21 protein-coding genes and 4 tRNA genes are annotated in these 18067 nt (G+C 45.7%); 13 read left to right on the top strand and 12 right to left on the bottom strand.

Going from position 1 to position 18067, the window contains the following annotated elements; genetic code table 11:
• The first annotated feature begins 1 nt into the window (after position 1).
• Complete coding sequence (locus tag AELLOGFF_RS08935; RefSeq protein WP_235035634.1) at positions 2-1171, top strand: ATP-NAD kinase family protein; 1170 nt, start codon at positions 2-4, stop codon at positions 1169-1171.
• The gene (locus tag AELLOGFF_RS08930) at positions 1164-2084 is read left to right on the top strand and encodes a class I SAM-dependent methyltransferase (RefSeq protein WP_159268417.1); all 921 of its coding nucleotides are present in this window, start codon (positions 1164-1166) and stop codon (positions 2082-2084) included. Before AELLOGFF_RS08935 ends, AELLOGFF_RS08930 begins: the two co-directional genes overlap by 8 nt.
• Before the next feature lie 56 nt (positions 2085-2140).
• Here AELLOGFF_RS08930 and AELLOGFF_RS08925 read toward each other — a convergent pair whose 3' ends face one another.
• Positions 2141-3379 carry a pyridoxal phosphate-dependent aminotransferase gene (locus AELLOGFF_RS08925; RefSeq protein WP_159268416.1) on the bottom strand — a complete coding sequence of 413 codons (1239 nt, stop codon included), beginning with the start codon at positions 3377-3379 and terminating at the stop codon, positions 2141-2143.
• Between the two features lie 183 nt (positions 3380-3562).
• Here AELLOGFF_RS08925 and msrB point away from each other — a divergent pair, with 183 nt between their 5' ends.
• The 4 genes from msrB (at position 3563) to AELLOGFF_RS08905 (ending at position 4689) form a co-directional block, all read left to right on the top strand.
• Entirely contained in the window at positions 3563-3961 is a 399-nt protein-coding gene (gene msrB / locus AELLOGFF_RS08920) for a peptide-methionine (R)-S-oxide reductase MsrB (RefSeq protein WP_159268415.1), read from the top strand.
• 156 nt (positions 3962-4117) lie between these two features.
• Positions 4118-4193 (top strand) — tRNA-Glu (locus AELLOGFF_RS08915).
• A 175-nt stretch (positions 4194-4368) separates the two neighbouring features.
• A tRNA-Glu gene (locus tag AELLOGFF_RS08910) sits at positions 4369-4444 on the top strand.
• Between the two features lie 169 nt (positions 4445-4613).
• Positions 4614-4689 (top strand) — tRNA-Gly (locus AELLOGFF_RS08905).
• 82 nt (positions 4690-4771) lie between these two features.
• On the opposite strand, the gene AELLOGFF_RS08900 is transcribed toward AELLOGFF_RS08905, so the two are convergent.
• Positions 4772-5164, bottom strand: coding sequence for a PA2817 family protein (locus tag AELLOGFF_RS08900; protein ID WP_159268414.1), 393 nt, complete (start codon positions 5162-5164; stop codon positions 4772-4774).
• Positions 5165-5401: 237 nt separating this feature from the next.
• Here AELLOGFF_RS08900 and AELLOGFF_RS08895 point away from each other — a divergent pair, with 237 nt between their 5' ends.
• The 7 genes from AELLOGFF_RS08895 (at position 5402) to AELLOGFF_RS08865 (ending at position 10254) form a co-directional block, all read left to right on the top strand.
• Entirely contained in the window at positions 5402-6313 is a 912-nt protein-coding gene (locus AELLOGFF_RS08895) for an ABC transporter ATP-binding protein (RefSeq protein WP_159268413.1), read from the top strand.
• Between the two features lie 59 nt (positions 6314-6372).
• Positions 6373-7146, top strand: a complete 774-nt coding sequence (locus AELLOGFF_RS08890; protein WP_159268412.1) for an ABC transporter permease — start codon at positions 6373-6375, stop codon at positions 7144-7146.
• Between the two features lie 12 nt (positions 7147-7158).
• The gene (queF, locus tag AELLOGFF_RS08885; protein WP_159268411.1) at positions 7159-7995 is read left to right on the top strand and encodes an NADPH-dependent 7-cyano-7-deazaguanine reductase QueF; all 837 of its coding nucleotides are present in this window, start codon (positions 7159-7161) and stop codon (positions 7993-7995) included.
• Positions 7996-8091: 96 nt separating this feature from the next.
• Positions 8092-8409 carry a hypothetical protein gene (locus AELLOGFF_RS08880; protein ID WP_159268410.1) on the top strand — a complete coding sequence of 106 codons (318 nt, stop codon included), beginning with the start codon at positions 8092-8094 and terminating at the stop codon, positions 8407-8409.
• A 10-nt stretch (positions 8410-8419) separates the two neighbouring features.
• Complete coding sequence (locus AELLOGFF_RS08875) at positions 8420-8641, top strand: hypothetical protein (RefSeq protein ID WP_159268409.1); 222 nt, start codon at positions 8420-8422, stop codon at positions 8639-8641.
• Positions 8642-8788: 147 nt separating this feature from the next.
• A complete protein-coding gene (locus tag AELLOGFF_RS08870) occupies positions 8789-9385 on the top strand; it encodes a dUTP diphosphatase (protein WP_159269336.1) in 597 nt (198 codons plus the stop codon).
• Between the two features lie 11 nt (positions 9386-9396).
• Complete coding sequence (locus tag AELLOGFF_RS08865; protein ID WP_159268408.1) at positions 9397-10254, top strand: hypothetical protein; 858 nt, start codon at positions 9397-9399, stop codon at positions 10252-10254.
• 20 nt (positions 10255-10274) lie between these two features.
• Here AELLOGFF_RS08865 and AELLOGFF_RS08860 read toward each other — a convergent pair whose 3' ends face one another.
• The 10 genes from AELLOGFF_RS08860 to rne form a co-directional block, all read right to left on the bottom strand.
• On the bottom strand, positions 10275-10562 hold the full coding sequence (locus tag AELLOGFF_RS08860; RefSeq protein ID WP_159268407.1) for a 4a-hydroxytetrahydrobiopterin dehydratase: 288 nt from the start codon (positions 10560-10562) through the stop codon (positions 10275-10277).
• A gap of 2 nt (positions 10563-10564) precedes the next feature.
• Positions 10565-11659 carry a tRNA (uridine(54)-C5)-methyltransferase TrmA gene (trmA, locus tag AELLOGFF_RS08855; protein ID WP_159268406.1) on the bottom strand — a complete coding sequence of 365 codons (1095 nt, stop codon included), beginning with the start codon at positions 11657-11659 and terminating at the stop codon, positions 10565-10567.
• 25 nt (positions 11660-11684) lie between these two features.
• Positions 11685-12677: a glycosyl transferase family protein gene (locus tag AELLOGFF_RS08850; RefSeq protein WP_159268405.1), complete on the bottom strand. Its 993-nt coding sequence runs from the start codon at positions 12675-12677 to the stop codon at positions 11685-11687.
• A 16-nt stretch (positions 12678-12693) separates the two neighbouring features.
• Complete coding sequence (locus AELLOGFF_RS08845) at positions 12694-13032, bottom strand: TusE/DsrC/DsvC family sulfur relay protein (protein WP_159268404.1); 339 nt, start codon at positions 13030-13032, stop codon at positions 12694-12696.
• A 1-nt stretch (position 13033) separates the two neighbouring features.
• Positions 13034-13297: a DsrH/TusB family sulfur relay protein gene (locus AELLOGFF_RS18215; protein ID WP_159268403.1), complete on the bottom strand. Its 264-nt coding sequence runs from the start codon at positions 13295-13297 to the stop codon at positions 13034-13036.
• Positions 13297-13650 (bottom strand): sulfurtransferase complex subunit TusC, encoded by a 354-nt coding sequence (gene tusC, locus AELLOGFF_RS08835; RefSeq protein ID WP_159268402.1) that lies wholly within the window; start codon positions 13648-13650, stop codon positions 13297-13299. The genes AELLOGFF_RS18215 and tusC overlap by 1 nt, the downstream gene beginning before the upstream one ends.
• Entirely contained in the window at positions 13651-14049 is a 399-nt protein-coding gene (tusD, locus tag AELLOGFF_RS08830; RefSeq protein ID WP_159268401.1) for a sulfurtransferase complex subunit TusD, read from the bottom strand.
• 48 nt (positions 14050-14097) lie between these two features.
• Positions 14098-14769 (bottom strand): Bax inhibitor-1/YccA family protein, encoded by a 672-nt coding sequence (locus AELLOGFF_RS08825; protein ID WP_159268400.1) that lies wholly within the window; start codon positions 14767-14769, stop codon positions 14098-14100.
• Between the two features lie 108 nt (positions 14770-14877).
• Positions 14878-14967, bottom strand: a tRNA-Ser gene (locus AELLOGFF_RS08820).
• A 160-nt stretch (positions 14968-15127) separates the two neighbouring features.
• Entirely contained in the window at positions 15128-17908 is a 2781-nt protein-coding gene (gene rne, locus AELLOGFF_RS08815) for a ribonuclease E (RefSeq protein WP_159268399.1), read from the bottom strand.
• Positions 17909-18067 lie beyond the last annotated feature (159 nt).

Here is an 18067-nt window from a genome sequence, read left to right as displayed (position 1 = left end):
TATGGCAACGACACTTGGGGATGCAATGTTTACGTTGGGATTAATTGTGAACCCTTTTGCTGGCCTTGGTGGCCCGCTTGGGATGAAGGGCAGTGACAATCTTGATCCTGCCGGTATTAAAGATCAAGATATTGGCCGATCCAGTGCTCGCGCTATGCGATGTTTAGAGCGTATTGCTGATAAAGCGAATGACAAAATCACTGTCTTCGGGTTTGCGGGGTTAATGGCGGGGCAGTGGCAAGGGGGGGATAACGCCATGCTGGCGGGCCTGCCATTCTGTTCTGTCGGTAGTGTTGATAATCCATATCAATCAACAGCATTGGATACCCAGCGGGCGGCTATTACCCTTGTAAATAAGGGTGTGGATTTGCTTTTGTTCGTCGGTGGTGATGGCACCGCGAGAGACATACTGAGTGCAGTGGGTACAAAGGTGCCATGCTTGGGTGTTCCAGCGGGTGTCAAAATGCACTCAGGGGTTTATGCGGTAAGTCCTGAGAGCGCGGCGGATATAGTTGTTGCGTTGATTGCCGGAGGGCTGGTGGCCTTGTGCGAGCAAGAAGTTAGGGACATAGATGAAGTGGCATTTAGGGCAGGGCAGGTGCGCTCTGCCCATTTTGGCGAGATGCTAGTGCCAAGCATTGGTGGTTTTTTGCAGCATGTAAAGGCTGGAGGTCGTGAGCAAGAGGAGCTAGTACTCGCCGATATTGCCGATGATGTTGTTGAATCGATGAGCATGGATACTCAGTATCTTATCGGTCCTGGTAGCACCACCGCTGCAGTGATGCTGCGATTAGGTCTAGAGAATACCTTATTGGGTTTTGATGCCATTCTAAATAACACATTGATTGGGCGTGATCTCAACGCATTGGCACTAGAGAAATTACTCGACAATCACCAGGGACCGGTAATGGTTATTATTACTGCGATTGGTGGTCAGGGGCACATTCTTGGCCGTGGTAATCAGCAGTTAACGCCAGCGATTATTCAAAAAATCGGCAGGGAAAACTTTACGGTTATTGCGACAAAAACCAAAATTTCCGAGTTACAGGGCCGGCCTTTGCTTGTCGATAGTAATGATGCTGAATTGGACCGAGCTTGGGAAGGGTATATTCCTGTGCTAACAGGGTATCGTGACGTGGTGATGTATAAAGTGAGTGCCAGTGGTGAGTGACTTTGCAGAGTTTGCCCGCTTAAGTGGTTTTTCATCTTGGGATATGGAGACAGCTCGCGGTGCTCAGCGATTATTTCATGGGCGGGGGCAATGCTATGCTGGTTTTGAGTTTTTTACGGTAGATTATTATGAGCCGGTACTTTGGATTGTACTTTATAAAGAGCCTGGGCAAGAATTTTGGCAGGACTTTTGCGCTGCATTAGAAAATCGATTTAAAAACCATTGTACAGCTGCTGTGGTGCAGAGACGGTATGAAAAACCTGCTTCAGCGACGATTTTATGGGGGCTTGTACCTGAAAAGATGGCCGCAATAGAGGGGGATTGTCGGTTTAAGTTGGAGCTCGCCAATAATCAAAATATTGGTTATTTCATGGATATGGAGCCAACGCGGAGATGGTTGTCAAAGCGAGCCAGTGGCGCTCGAGTCCTTAATTTGTTCTCGTATACCTGTGCTTTTTCGGTTGCCGCAGAACAGGCTGGGGCAGTATCCATAGTCAATATTGATACCAGCAAGTCGGCATTGGCGAGGGGGCGTGAAAATCATAACTTAAACCCGAGCTCTCAGCCGGCAGTGGTGAAATTTTTAAGTCACGATATATTAAAGTCGTGGGGGAGATTAAAAAAACTGGGGCCCTACGATATTGTGATTTGCGATCCGCCATCACGCCAGGTAGGCAGTTTTGACGCCGTCAGGGATTATAAAAAGCTGGTCCGTCAGTTCCCTGCATTACTGCCTTTGGGTGGCGATGTTTTGGTTTGTCTTAACGCACCGTATCTCGGTCAGGGTTTTCTGGAGGAAACTATGCAAACCTATTGTCCTTCTGCGACGTTTATAGCGCGTATAGCCGGTCGCGAGGACTTTCCTGAGCTTAATTTAGATGCGGCGTTAAAGGTGTTGCATTACCGTCTGTGATTTTTGAGGTGGCTTCAGCCGCTGCAGTAGTACTAATTACTGCAGCGGCAAGCCGATTAAGCGGATTTTGCTCCAGCCAGCTGTTTTCGATAGCCAGAGAGGAAGTTCGCAAAGCGAGCTATAGCATCGGCTAGATCAATTTTATTAGGTAAAAAGACAATTCTAAGATGATCTGGCTTGTGCCAATTAAAACCACTGCCTTGAACAAGTAATATTTTTTCTTGGTTTAGCAAGTCTAATACTAATTGTTCATCATCGCGTACCGGATATATTTCAGGATCTAAGCGCGGAAACATGTAAATAGCACCTGCAGGCTTGGTACAGCTCACTCCGGGTATTTCGTTTAGCATTTTATACGCTAGATCTCGCTGCTCCAGTAGTCTTCCTCCCGGCAGAATTAACTCATTAATGCTCTGATATCCGCCTAATGCAGTTTGAATTGCGTGCTGGGCAGGTACGTTTGCGCAAAGTCGCATTGAAGACAGAATGTTTAGCCCTTCAATGTAATCTGCTGCACGTTCTTTTGCACCTGAAACAATCAACCAGCCACTGCGGAAACCTGCGAGTCTATAAGCTTTTGATAGGCCGTTGAATGTCAGGCATAAAACATCGGCATCAAGGCTGGCGAGGGGAATGTGAACCGCATCATCATATAAAATCTTGCTGTATATCTCGTCAGCAAAAACAACCAGGTTGTGTGCCTCTGCAATGGCTACCAGTTGTTGTAGCATGTCACGGCTGTACACCGCGCCGGTTGGATTGTTGGGGTTGATAATAACGATGGCCTTGGTATTAGGCGTGATTTTACTCACTATGTCGTCAATAGAGGGTTGCCAGTCATTATCTTCGTCGCAAATATAATGAATAGGTGTAGCGCCTGATAACGACACCACTGCTGTCCAGAGAGGGTAGTCTGGGGCAGGGATGAGAACTTCATCGCCTTGATTAAGCAATGCCTGGGTGGCCATGCTGATTAATTCACTGGCACCATTGCCTAGGTATATATCATTGACGCCAACGTTGGGAATACCAATCTTTTGGCATTCCTGCATGATGGCTTTACGTGCGCTGTATAGGCCCTTGGAATCGCTGTAACCTTCACTGTCCGGCAGCATGCGGATTACGTCTTGAATGATCTCGTCAGGGGCGTTAAAACCAAATGGCGCTGGGTTGCCAATGTTCAACTTGAGAATTCGGTGTCCTTCCTCCTCAAGCTCGTTAGCGCGTTGTAATACTGGCCCACGAATTTCATAGCAGACGTTATTTAATTTTTTCGATTTTAAATGATGGCTCATGTCTCGCCTTCTTTACCGGTAGCTTACCGGTGTACTAGTTGTTCAGGTATTTCGGCCCTATGCCGAGAATCTTAAATTTGTACCTTGTGTGCGATATATAGCGGTATAAACTACAACCTATAGCGCAATGTTTACTTAGTGGCTAAGTATACGTGTTTGACGGTGGCAAGGTGGAGGATATTCGTGGAAAAAGTGGTGAAAACTGAGCAGCAATGGCGGGAACTTCTTACTGATGAGGAATATGTGGTGTGCCGTCAGAAAGGGACTGAGCGCGCATTCAGCGGTGAGTATTACCGTTACAAAGGAGAGGGCGCCTATGTCTGCCGCTGCTGTGGTTTGGCTTTGTTTGATTCAAGCACCAAATATGATTCAGGTTCTGGTTGGCCAAGCTTTTACGCTCCGCTGGATCAAGATGCGCTAGGTGTGAATCGCGATGTTAGCCACGGCATGGTTAGGGAAGAGGTGGTGTGTGCCCGCTGTGATGCCCATTTAGGCCATGTTTTCCCAGATGGCCCTGATCCGACAGGTTTGCGTTACTGTATTAACTCATTGTCATTAAAACTCACTGGAGATGTTGAGTGAATATTGTTCAATATGAGTATTAATCAGGCTATTTTGTAGGTTTTTTTGCTTTTTTGGCCTTAAGTGTAAAAAGCGACTTGACGGCGGGGCCTAAGGTTTCTAGAATTCGCGCCACTTTCAGACATCAAGTGACTCGGAGTCTGAGAGGTTTGCGGCGTCCCCTTCGTCTAGTGGCCTAGGACACTGCCCTTTCACGGCAGTAACAGGGGTTCGAGTCCCCTAGGGGACGCCATTATTTCGTGTTGCTGATGAGTTCGGCAGCACTAAAAGAGAAGCAGAGATGCTTCTCTTTTTTTTTGTTATTTTTCCGCGATTTAGTGGTAAATTGGCCTTGACGGAGTGGGGCAGTAGCTCTAAAATTGCGCCCTCTTTCAGGGACAGCAATATCGCCCTGAAAGGTACGCGGCGTCCCCTTCGTCTAGTGGCCTAGGACACTGCCCTTTCACGGCAGTAACAGGGGTTCGAGTCCCCTAGGGGACGCCAATTTCTTCACAATAGTGAAGAAATCTGTTTAAGATAAGTCGTTACAGGCAATCTTGACAGTCTAGGGAAAACTTTTTAAGATGCCGACGCTCTCATCGTAGAAAGCAGTATCTTATCAAGACGATACGGTAACTAGTTAATTAAGCAGATTAACTTGATATCGGATTATGCGGGAATAGCTCAGTTGGTAGAGCGCAACCTTGCCAAGGTTGAGGTCGGGAGTTCGAGCCTCCTTTCCCGCTCCAAATTCTAAAAAAGCGAAGTTATTTACTTCGCTTTTTTTTCGTCTGTCTAAAGTGAGCACTAATTACTGGGCCCATTGCTCCATTAATGCATATTAAAAATTTGAGCGCGTAAGTTTCTATAGCATGCATCGCTGTCTGTCTTGGACAAATCGTAATAACGTTCTTCTAAAGTTTGGTATTTTTGTATTTCGTCGTCGCTTAAAAAATGCAGGCAGTCGCCACCATAAAACCAAAATAAGTCGCGGTGCACTTGTGGGGTAATAGCGGGGTAGTGACTAACGATACGCGTAATTATTTGTTGGCCAATGGGGGTATAATCGTCGCCATTAGCAAAGCATAGTTCTAGTGCGGAAAACAGGCTAAGCAGCTCTTCATTACTTTCTTTGATGTTGGTATTTTGTAGAGGTACTGTCTGAGCGCATAGTTCGTAAAGCGCGTCATTGAGTTGTTGGTGGTAAGCTAGACGTGTTGTCACTGTAACTCCAATTTCTATAGATTTAAAAACGTGGTGTATTCCACTGCGGGCTCGTGGCAAAATGATCGGTTTTAGTAAACTGTTTAGCTGATTGCTGGAGTAGCTACTTATCGCTTTTACGCTACTGTCTTTGATTGTGTAATCGGTACTCATTAAAGCGTCTAGACCAATAAATATATGGGTTAGGCTGTTCACTCGGAACGAAATTTACAAGCGGATACTATTTAGGCGAATACTATGGCAATTGCCCTTCAAATTAAAGGATTGCGTAAGGTTTATGATAATGGCTTTGAGGCCTTGAAAGGGGTTGATTTAGAAGTGCGTGAAGGGGATTTTTTTGCCCTGCTTGGACCAAATGGCGCGGGAAAATCTACCACAATTGGTATTGTTTCTTCTCTGGTTAAAAAGACGGCTGGTGATGTTCATGTATTTGGTCATTCAATTCAAACGGATCTAGCTGCTGCCAAACGAGAGATTGGAGTGGTCCCTCAAGAATTTAATTTTTCTAATTTTGAAAGTGTTTGGGATATTGTGGTTAATCAGGCGGGTTATTATGGCCTGAATAGAAGGTTGGCTAGTGAGCGCGCTGAAAAATACCTTAAGAAGTTAGGCTTGTGGGATAAGCGAAAAGTTGCATCCCGTATGCTGTCTGGTGGAATGAAGCGGCGGTTGATGATCGCCAGAGCACTTGTTCATGAACCCAGGTTGTTGATTCTTGATGAACCTACTGCCGGCGTTGATATAGAGCTACGGCGATCAATGTGGGAGTTTTTGTCGGAAATTAACCGCAGTGGGACAACGATTATATTGACGACTCATTACCTTGAAGAGGCAGAGAGCTTATGTCGTCACATTGCAATCATCGATGGTGGCGAAATTGTTGAAAACACCAGTATGAAGACTTTGCTAACTCAGCTTCAAAAAGAGGTCTTTATTCTCGATACTCCAAATGCAATTACTCCAGAATTGCTAGTTGATGGTTTTGAAACGCGTTATTTAGATGAGCATATGTTCGAGTTGGTGCTTAATAAAGGCAGTTCACTGAATGAGGTTTTTGCGGCGCTCAATAAACAGGGGATCGTCGTAAGCAGTATGCGGAATAAAGCAAACCGATTAGAAGAATTATTTGTATCGCTGCTGTCGGCTTAGAGTTGCCCAGTTAAATCAATTAAATCAGTATTTGCTGATAATGAGTAAGTGAGGAATTAATGACAATAGCAGAACAGTGGGTAGCGTTTTATACCATTGTCCGCAAAGAAATTCGGCGTTTTTTGCGTATTTGGATGCAAACTTTGTTACCGCCAGCCATTACGATGTCTTTATATTTTGTAATATTTGGCGCGTTAATTGGATCTCGAATAGGGCAGATGGGCGGCTTTACTTACATGGAGTTTGTGGTGCCCGGTTTGATTATGATGTCTGTAATCACCAATGCCTACTCCAACGTGGTGTCATCTTTTTTTGGTGCAAAATTTCAGCGCTTTGTTGAGGAGATACTGGTGTCACCAATGTCGAATAATATTGTGTTATGGGGCTATGTGATTGGCGGTGTGTCTCGCGGATTGTTGGTTGGCTTGATTGTCACGATGTTATCTTTATTTTTTACTAGTTTGCATATACAGCATTTGGGCGTCACAGTCGCGATTGTATTGATGACATCCATTTTGTTTTCTTTAGCTGGTTTTATAAACGCGGTATTTGCTAACAACTTTGATGATGTATCAATAGTTCCGGTATTTGTATTAACGCCGTTAACCTATCTCGGAGGAGTGTTTTACTCCATAGATTTGTTACCCGATTTTTGGGCCGGGGTATCCCGTCTGAACCCAATGCTCTACATTGTTAATGCCTTCCGCTACGGTGTGTTGGGGGTGTCAGATGTGAATGTTACAACTGCGTTTATCATGGTTGCCGCATTTACCCTCGCAGCTTACGCTTATTGCATGTATTTACTCTCTAGTGGCAAGCGTTTACGCCAATAATGAGGAGGTTGAGTGGATACAGATCTTGGTCACGGGCCTCTTGGTGAGAAAACCGAATATCCTAGTCAGTATGCCCCCTCATGCTTGCATCCAATATCGAGGCAACAGGGAAGGGAGTTACTGAAAATAAGTGGCAAAAAAACGCCTACTTTTGTTGGTGTAGATATTTGGAATGCGTATGAGTTGTCGTGGCTGACCCCTGAAGGGAAGCCTTGTGTGGCATGTGCGGAATTCCGCTTTCCGGCGGATAGCCCTAATATTGTCGAGTCAAAATCCTTTAAGTTGTACTTAAATTCATTGAATCAAACTCGAATTGCTGATGTGGAGACACTGAAAGATCTTTTGGTTACCGATTTAACTAGGGCGGCTGGAGCGAGAGTTCATGTCTCTGTGGTTTTGCCTTCAGAATGGCCTGACGTTTATGGCATTACCACGCCTAAGGGGGTGTGCTTGGACGATTTAAGCATAAACCCATCAGAATATAGGCCGTCACCTGAATTACTTGCACTCGATGGCGATGATGTCTGTGAAGAGCGGCTTTATAGTCATTTACTTCGCTCACGTTGTCCGGTGACGTCTCAGCCTGACTGGGCTACCGTAGAAATTAATTACCGAGGTCCAAAGATAAATAGACAACAATTATTGGCTTATATCGTTTCATTTCGTGAACATGATGAGTTTCACGAACATTGCGTTGAGCGAATGTTTAGTGATATTAGCCGCTGTTGCCGTCCAGATCGATTAAGTGTTTACGCTCGCTATACCCGTAGAGGGGGGCTGGATATTAATCCCTGGCGTAGTTCTAGCGACGCCGCAGCGCCTTTAAATTCTCGTGGTGCTAGGCAGTGAAAGTCGTTCACTGTGATCGATAGGTAAATGACCGGATAGTTCTGCTTGCTAGTTCACGCATAATGCATCTATCAATAGATATGGATGAGAATTGCGATGCTGATAGCGAGCTATTTGCTTGGTTTTGATGACGTGGATACAGTAAGGCACCTGGCTGTAGATAGCGTCTTGCCGGAACAGCTACAGCACGTTGAAATCCGTCTATTTTCGCGTGTTGATGGAACACTAGATATTGTTGATCTTTTTTTACTTTTCCCCAACGCTGATTCACGAAATAAAATTGTTTGTTTACCGTCGATTCCGTTAATTGCACTGAATCATATTATGGCGGGAAAAGCGTTGGAGGTTATTGATTTTGCTCATGGAAGAAAACTCTCCCTGGTGTATTCCGCTAATCAGCAGCGTTGCGCCTAGAGTGGGGTATATGCAAAAAAGCCGTCCCTTGGAGTCCAAACATTATTCAGTGCACGGCCCACAATCCACTATCACGCTAAGCCTGACCGAGCGGCGAATGAGTTACGGGGCTAACTTTATAGCGCAAATCCCTGATACTGTGAGTGAACGTCTAGGTGAAGATTACCGAGAATCACTTGATGCTGATGTTTTGAGTTATTTTATTGAGCTTGGTGAAAACTTATCTTCTTAGTCTAGTTGCCTTTTCTGCTTAGCTTGCTCAGAAACCGCCAATTTGTCGCTGCTTATTCTGTCTTCCTTGTTTATTATATGCACTCAGCTTTTTAGATGGGTGGGTTAAATAGTGTCCGATTCAGCGCGTCGTCCAGCATTTGTCACAATGCTGGGCTTGCAAAACAGTATGAATACTAAAGTACATAGCGATTGGATGGGTCAAGGCTACGCATGGTATCGCGCCGCATGGATTGAGTGTGGTGAGTTAATGGACCATTACGGCTATAAATGGTGGAAAAAGCAACAACCTGACCTAGCGCAAGTTCAACTTGAAGTGGTTGATATTTGGCATTTTGGAATGAGCGCTTTATTTCGCGAAGGGGTTGATATAGATGCCTTGGCAGATGAGATCCTGCTTGAGCTGGAGGGCTATGAGGCTACTGATATTGGTGTGTTGGAAGCAACCGAAATATTGGCAGAATATTGCTTGCGGACGAAAGGTTTCTCGGTGGCGCTGTTCTGGGATCTAATGACGGCAGCTGAACTGAGTTTTGAGGACCTTTATAAGCAGTATGTAGGTAAAAATGTGTTGAATTTTTTCCGCCAAGATCATGGTTATAAAGAAGGTGGTTATATAAAAATATGGCAAGGGCGAGAAGATAACGAGCATTTGGTTGAAATTCTTGCTCAGGCAGATGTGATGTCTACTCAGTTTGCAGATGATGTCTACAAAGGGTTAGCTAGCCGTTACCCCAAGGATTAAGTGTGTAATTTATGCCATCAGATAAACTATCTACGTCCGCATTAGCTAAGCAAGGTGAAATCCCCGTGCAACAGCTTTTTGGGGTACTAAAGGATTATGGCTGGATACGTAAAATAGATGATGGTTGGGTTTTAACTAGCAAAGGCGAGTTTGAAGGTGGAAGCTATCAAACGAGTAAACGCTATGGCCGTTATATTGTTTGGCCACAAAACCTATTAGAGCACCAGCTATTCAAGGCAATGGAGAGTAATAAGCTGCTTTCAGCTGCCGCCCTCGGGCGTGCGGATGGCCTTACGGGGCGACAGTTAAATCGTATCTTTGTTGAATTAGGCTGGTTACGACCTAGCAGTCGTGGCTGGGAATTAACGGCTGCTGGTATTGCTCGGGGTGGCCAGCTTTTTGAAAATCAGCAAAGTAGCCTGAGCTACGCTTTATGGCCTGAAGATATTCGTGCCAATGAGGCATTTTCGCGATTATGTAAGGCTTGTGTACTAACTCCGCCAAAGGATGATGATTTATTTGCACAAACTAAAACAGACTGGCTTGCGCTTGATGGCACTACGTGCCGGTCTCGTGAGCACTGTCTTATCGCGCAATGGCTTTATTTAGCGGGGCTTAGGTATAGTATCCATCACCCGCTGCCAGTTTCTGAACTGCAATGCAGTGACTTTTATTTACCCGATAGTAGCGTATGTCTTGAGTTCTGGGGTGCTAATGAGCACTCTGACCAGATATCTGCTCGAATGCGACGAGCGGAGCTGTGTAAGGAATTGAAATTTCCTGTTTTAGATATACATCCTGAAGATATTTTGACGCTTGATGACTATCTTAGCCGTCATTTACAGCAGTTGGGTGTTGAGTTTTATTAGATTTGATCGCAACTCTATAGCTAGCGTAGCGACTCTGAATTTATCGCATTAGCAAGTGCAAGGTCTTTTGCTGTTAAGCCTCCGGCATCGTGAGTGGTTAGAGCAATAGAGACGGTTTTGTAGACATTGCTCCACTCTGGGTGGTGATCAATTTTTTCGGCGCGCATGGCGACTCTCGTCATAAATGAAAAGGCACTAATAAAGTCACTAAATTCAATCACGCGGCATAGCTTTCCTTCCTGAAGCTCCCACTCGGGTAATTGCTTAAGTGCCGTTTCAATTTCTAGCTCAGTTAGTTTTACCGTCATTATCAGCCCCTTACTTCTAAAATAACGCCACATTCCATATGGTGAGTGTACGGGAACTGGTCGAACAGAGCGAAGGCCTTAACGGCATGTGTTTTGGTTAATATTTGCAAATCTCGGTGCAAGGTTTGCGGATTACAGGAAATATAAATGATTGTGTCGAAGCGTGAAATAAGTTGTCGAGTACCATCATCTAGCCCTGCTCGAGGCGGGTCAACGAGCACAGTCTTTAGTGTATAGCTGTCTAAGTCTATATGGGCTAGGCGACGAAAACTGCGCTCTTTGTTCAGTGCTTGAGTGAACTCTTCACTCGACATTCTTAAGACATCAATATTGTTGATATTGTTTAAAAGGAAGTTTTCATGGGCGGCCTTGACTGATGTCTTGGAAATTTCTGTCGCCAGTACTTTTCTGAATTGTTTGGAAAGGGGGATTGTAAAATTGCCATTTCCACAATACAGCTCCAGTAGATCATGGCCCTGTTGAGGACCTGCGTGTTGCTTTGCCCAGGTGATCATTGTGGCGTTGAGTGCGCCATTGGGTTGTGTAAAGCCGCCTTCGTATTGATTGTAGTGGTAATCAACATTGTCGATAGTTAAAGTTTCAACGACATAATCTCGATCTAGAACCAATTTCTGTTTTTTACTGCGACCAATAATTTGGATATTGAGTTCGTTTGAAACTGTTCTTGCCACGTCCTCCCATTGCTCATCCAGGCGACGATGGTAAATGAGGCTAACAAGCATATCGCCGCTTAATGTACTTAGGAATTCAACTTGAAATAAGCGTTTGCTTAACACTGCATTGGCATTGATGGCTTTAAGTAGGGCTGGCATCAACTTAAAAATAGCTTGGGATGCAATGGCAAACTCATCAACCCGAACGGGTATCTTGGGTGCTGCGGGGTCGAACATGGCGTAATACGCGGAGTCGCCCTCATGCCATAAGCGGAACTCTGCTCGTAAGCGGTAGTGTACTGGTTCTGATGGATATACCGTTGCTTGGGGGAGCCCTAGGTCATCAAAAATGCTGCTTACTTGTGCTGCTTTTGTACGCAAAATAGAGGGATAGTTTTCAACATCGACGGTATTTAAGCTCATTATATATCCGGTTTGCTCGCGCTTTTCAGCGGGGAGAGAGGCGTGATGGGTTACGGTTTTGCCAAATCTGCTCTGCACGCTCAAGGCAAACATTATGTGTGAGTTCTGGTGCCCGTAATTGTATAGCGATAGCAATAGTTCCCTGAATTGCTAAGTGTCCGTACTGATCATCTGATTCACCTCGCCACACACTAATAAGGTTGTTGATATCTAATGATACTAGTTTCTCTTGTCGGCCATCCAAAAGTTTGGGCCACTCAGCGTCAGTTAGTTGGTCGTGGTGGACCATTTTTACTCGGCATACGGCTTCAGGTTTGCGTTCTACTTCGCCAGCTTCCCCTTTAAAGACGGCTGCGTGAGGTTGCCCTAGTAGCGCGGCGGCTTGTTGGTGACTTTCAGCGTAAGCTGGGTGAAAAATACTCTGTAATGAGTAATCTGCGGATAGCGGGTTTAGTAGCCGTGACAGTGTGTGAACCGGAGAGCGCAAGCCAAATTGCTGCCTTAAATCTATCATTCGTTGTAATGCAGGTGAAAATTGCGATAAGGGGAGGTAGGCGAAATTACATTTGGCGAGCTTATCTTTAACGCTAGTCCAGTCGCTCGCAGTTGTCTCGCCGATCATGTTCAGCACGGTTTCGCTGTAAATTCGTTCAGCTGTATGACCAGCGGCACCATGCATGAAAACCTTTAAGCCACTGTCGGCAAGGGCTAGGGCGGCAAGTAAATACCAGGGCAGCTGCCTGCGTTTGCCTGCGTAGCTGGCCCAGTCGAGATCGACAGCTATCGCGGGTGCTGAGATAGAATCACGTACTGCTTTAACAAAGCCGGCTAACTCTTCATGGCTTTCTTCTTTAACGCGTAAAAGCATCAGAAAGGCGCCAAGCTGTACGTCTTCCACTTCGCTGCGCAAAATCATTGTCATGGCATCGTAGGCTTCAGCTTCACTTAGGGAGCGCGTTCCTGTTTTTCCCTTACCTAATATGCGGAGATATTTAGCAAATGGGTGTTCTTCCTGCATAGTATTACTCGATAAATTAGAGGCAGTTGTCAGGCCGGGGAAGGCCTGCGATTTTGCTGAGTGTTTTAGCTGGGCTGTCGGGAAAAAGCTTAAGAAAATAAATGCTATTGCCCTTATTGGCACCAAGTTCCATTTTTGCGTATTTTACCAATGGTCGCATAGCGGGTGATAGGTTGTATAAGTGATAAAAGCGTTGCGCCAAGTTAATGAGCTCCCAGTGCTCATCACTTAATTCTATGTTGCATTGTGCAGCCAAGCTTTCGGCAACCTTGGGTGACCAGTCCGAGAGGTTTTTTAAATAGCCTTCTTTATCGGTGGCGATCGTTGGGTTAGAGCGGTTTTGGGGTGTCGTCATTTTACCAGCTCAGGCAGTGCTTATATGTGGCGCATAAGTCAACGAATTGCAGAAAGTCTATTATTTTAACATCTTTAGAGGGCGTGATACCTCTTCGAAGTAGGTCATCTTGTAATGCATAGATGGGCACTAATACCTGTAATGTTGTGGTTATAGATGTAGATAAAACCACGGCATTCTCGATTAAGAGGATAGCGTCGTCTGCCAAAATACTGCTATTGCATCGGCTTTGGCTGGCGACACTATTTAAGATATGTAATTGCATTAGAAGCTTTGAACTCGATCTGCGCTACTGATTAAATTTTTAAAGTCTGGCAAAGAAATAGCCGACGCATGGGCGACTAAATGCTGCTGGTTAATATGTCGCGCTTGACGATCTTCATTTAGGTAGAAGATGTTAGTAACGTCATATAAAGGTAGGGCGTTAATTGGGCCTGTATGGGGTTTTTTGTCGATATCTTGCGCGTCTTTGGCGGTAAGTAACTGATATATTCCATCGTTTAAAAATACTAGGCTTACTGTTTGTTCAAATGCGGCTGTGGCTAAAGCCATATCAAGTGCTTCACGAGCAAGACTGTGGCCATAGGCTTGACGGGTAAATAAATAGACAAAATGCATCTAGCTTCCAAACCTAATTATACGATCGGCATTAATGCAGGCGTCCACCCATTGACCTAAGCCACCGATAGAGAAGCCTTGTGACATATTGTGGCTATCTAAATTATAGCGCTCGGCTTCTTTCTGATCGATGATACCGCGTCTAAGGGCACTTGAAACGCATACAACCATGTCTAGGTTGTGCGAGCCTTGTAGAGTTAGCCATTGTTTAGAGATTGACGTTTCATCTTGGGGTGGGGTGATGAGGCGGTTGGCACAATGTACGCCGTCATTAAAAAAGAAAACACGGTAAATTGTGTGATGGCGCTCAATTATTGCTTTACAGAAATCTAGTGCAGTTTGACTAGATTGATCAGAATAAGGCTGACCGGTGACTAATATGGCAAAACAGAGGCTCATTTGAGCCTCTGTTTTGAAAAAAGTCCAACAAGTTTAGAGCTGTTGTGGTTAATCGTCGCCACTAAAAACGCCTAATAAATGTAATAGGTGGACAAAGAGATTGTAAATATCGAGGTAAAGGGCCACCGTGGCGCGAATATAGTTTGTTTCACCTCCATGGATGATTCGGCTTGTGTCGAATAAAATGAGACCCGACATGATAAACACGGCTGCAGCAGATATTGCTAGTGATGCGGCAGGTACTTGAAAGAACATATTGGCAATACTGGCAACGACCATAACCAGCAGGCCAATCATCAAAAAACCGCCTAGGAACGAGAAGTCTTTGCGTGTTGTTAAGACGTAAGCAGATAAACCAAAGAAGACTAAAGCTGTTCCACCTAGTGCCTGCATTACCAGTTCGCTGCCATTAGGTAGGGCAAGATACATCTTCAGCATTGGCCCAAGCGCGGCGCCTAACAAGCCTGTAAAGACAAATACGGCAATTAAACCTTTACCAGAGTCGGCGGTTTTATTTACTACAAATAGCATTACAAAACCGAGAAGGGATAAAACAAGTGCGGTGCCGTGGCCAATATTCATTGCCATGGCTAGTCCTGCGCATAGCGCGCTAGTGACAAGGGTCATGCCTAATAGCATATACGTATTGCGAAGGACCTTGCTCGTTTCCAGGGCGGGCAGGTTCTGCGCATGTGCCTGAAAAACCGATTTTTCTTGCATGTCTTACTCCGTTAAATAGTCAAACAAAGGTAGTTTTAACAGTGACTATCATACTGCCTGTGGAGTGACTTGCAAAGTAAGATCGTATCGTGCGGAAGGTAAAATAAGTGGCGGAGGGGCAGGGATTTGAACCCTGGGTTGGGATAAACCAACGCCGGTTTTCAAGACCGGTGCATTCGACCACTCTGCCACCCCTCCGCAGCAGTCGAGGATTATACATAGCTTGTGTTGTGAAACAAGCAGTAATACAAAAAAGACTTATAAATCATACCGATGTAGGCTTGGGTTGACTAATATTTAAGCAAAAAAAGCCCAGCGATTGAGCTGGGCTTAAAATTACAAGATTTAACCGCTTGTGTTAATTACGCGGGTCATTGGCCGCTCTAGGCATTTTAGCTTTGTCGGGGTCAGGCTGGGCGACAATACTTGGGTCCAGAGCGGGTGGTGTGGGCCTAGCAGTACTTATTTCCACGTTTTTAATCGGTTGTGGAGCAATGCGAGGATCGTTAGCTGCACGACCAACAGGTTTTACATTTTGAACGGCGGCAGGTTTTTCAGGCGTTTTAACCTGTTCTGCTGGTGCTTCGTTTGCTGTAAGGGCTGCAGCTGCGACTTTCTCCTCGGTGTGGGGCGTGACGCTTGCTGCGGCGACTTCTGCAGACGATTCGATTGCTGCTGCATCGATATTTGGCGCCTTTATCTCTTCCGTCACTTTTTGAGCGTTTGCTGAAGTGTCAGTTACGATATTTTTGTCAGCTAATGTTTCCGCGGTTTCGGCTATTGCTGGTGATTCTGTCGCGCTTGTATCTTTAGTGATCGATTCTGCATCTACTGAAGGGCTTGAATCATCTTTAGTTGATACCGGTTTATTTTCACTTGTTTCTGGCGTAGCTGCTACTTGAGGTTTCTCTTGGGCCTCGCTAGCGTTACTAATTGCATCGTCAGGCTTGGGTTTTGCCTCGCTTTTTTTCTGTTTTGGTGAGTTAGCTTGTTTATCAATATTCTGCTCTGCAGTATTTTGAGTTGGTGCTACGCTAGGCTCCGAGCTATTGTCTGGCGTTGTTGCAGTGTTTTCTTCAACCACTGGTGCAGGGGTGCGTTTCCGTTCTTGGGCGTTCCGCGGTTTACGGTTTCCTGGCCGACGTTTAGGGCGATTATTAGTCTCGTTGTTCGTGTTTGGTTCAGGGTTAACCGTTGTGCCCGTTGGAGCTTCTTGCTTGGGGCTTGTGTCTGCTTTGTTGCTACGGTTATCTGTTACCCGTTTGTCATCACGTGGTGGGCGTTGATCGGGGTTGCGGCGATTGCGTCCACCGCGGTTATTGTTACGGTTACCGGAGCGGTTGTTGCTACGGTTATTGTTGCTGCGAGGCCTTGGTGTTGGAACTGGCTCTGGTTCTGGCTCCGGTTGCGCAGGGCTGAATAGAGCTCCCAATGCTTTAGATAGTTTGCTGAAAAATCCTTCTCCTGCAACAGCTTCGCTCGTTTTTTGGCTTGCCTTAGGCTGTTTGCTCTCTGGGCTTGCAGCTGGTGCTGAACTTTTTGGTGAAAGTGTGCGTACAACAGCTGCAGGTGCTGGACTACTTGTTGTTACTTCGTCTAGGGCCTCAGCTTGTGCTTCTTGGTCGGCAACAATTTTGTAGCTGATCTCTTTTTCATCACCAATATCGCTATCTCTTAAACGCATAACTTCAAAGTGCGGTGTGTCTAGCGCTGGTGTTGGTATAACAACAACTCGGACTCCGCTGCGTTGTTCTACGTCATAAATAGCGGTTCGCTTTTCGTTTAACAGGTAAGAAGCGACATTTACGGGGACGACAACACGGATTTCCGCACTCTTTTCTTTGTTGGCTTCTTCTTCTACAAGGCGGAGTATGGAGAGTGCTAATGAATTGGTGTCCCTAATGGTGCCTTGTCCGCTGCAGCGTGGGCAAACTTTTGCGCTGGTTTCTCCAAGTGATGGGCGAAGCCGTTGACGTGACATTTCAAGTAAGCCAAAGCGAGATATTCGGCCTATTTGAATCCGCGCGCGATCAGGTTCCATGGCATCGCGGACGCGATTTTCTACTTCACGTTGGTTTTTAGCTGCTAACATATCGATAAAATCGACAACAATTAAGCCGCCAATATCGCGTAGGCGTAATTGGCGGGCAATTTCATCTGCCGCTTCAAGGTTGGTTTGCAGCGCTGTTTCTTCTATGTCTCCACCCTTGGTGGCGCGTGCAGAGTTAATATCGATTGAAACAAGCGCTTCGGTTGGGTCTATAACAATGGAGCCACCAGAGGGCAATTGCACTTCTCTTTGGAAGGCAGATTCAATCTGGCTTTCAATTTGGTAGCGATTGAATAGGGGGACTTGATCTTTATATAGCCGGATTTTGTTTTTGAAGTGCGGCATAACTTGTTCAACGAAGTGCATTGCTTCGTTATAAGATTCTTCTGAATCGATTAAAACCTGGTCTATATCATCGCGTAAATAGTCACGAATGGCGCGAATAATTACATTACTCTCTTGGAGTATTAGGATGGGTGCTTTTCGTTCCTCTGACGCTTGTTTGATCGCAGACCAGAGGTGGAGGAGGTAGTCTAGGTCCCATTGTAGCTCTTCTGAGCTGCGCCCAACGCCTGCGGTGCGGACGATGACGCCCATTGAGTCAGGAATATTGATCGCACTAAGCGCGTCACGCAATTCACTGCGCTCATCCCCTTCGATGCGTCGAGAGATGCCGCCCGCTCGCGGGTTGTTGGGCATTAATACCATGTAGCGCCCAGCCAAACTGATAAAAGTGGTGAGGGCGGCGCCTTTATTGCCGCGCTCTTCTTTCTCAACTTGAACGATTACTTGAGTGCCTTCTTTTACAAGATCTTTGATCTTGGCGCGTCCATTGACGTCAGATGGGTTGCGATAGAAGTATTCTTTAGAAATTTCTTTGAGAGGGAGGAAGCCGTGGCGCTCTGCACCAAAGTCGACAAATGCAGCCTCAAGGCTAGGTTCTACGCGAGTAATGGTGCCTTTGTATACGTTAGCTTTCTTTTGTACACGGGTACGATTTTCAATATCCAGGTCAAATAAGCGTTGTCCATCTACGAGGGCAACGCGCAACTCTTCTGGCTGAGTTGCGTTGATAAGCATTCTTTTCATGAGCTAAAAATCCCAAAAGCCGGGATTTGTCGCGCCACTCGTGCGATCGAGCATCTTTAAGCGTTCTGATGTGCGCTGCATTACCTTGTGGGTGTGGCAGTAATCTGCGTTGCACGGGTACATCAGGGTGGCCTTAATACTTGGCCGTTATATTCCAGT

The sequence above is a fragment of the Zhongshania aliphaticivorans genome (assembly GCF_902705875.1).
GTDB lineage: Bacteria > Pseudomonadota > Gammaproteobacteria > Pseudomonadales > Spongiibacteraceae > Spongiibacter > Spongiibacter aliphaticivorans_A.
Note: the sequence above shows the minus strand (reverse complement) of the source record. Positions and strands in the feature narration are given on the sequence as shown.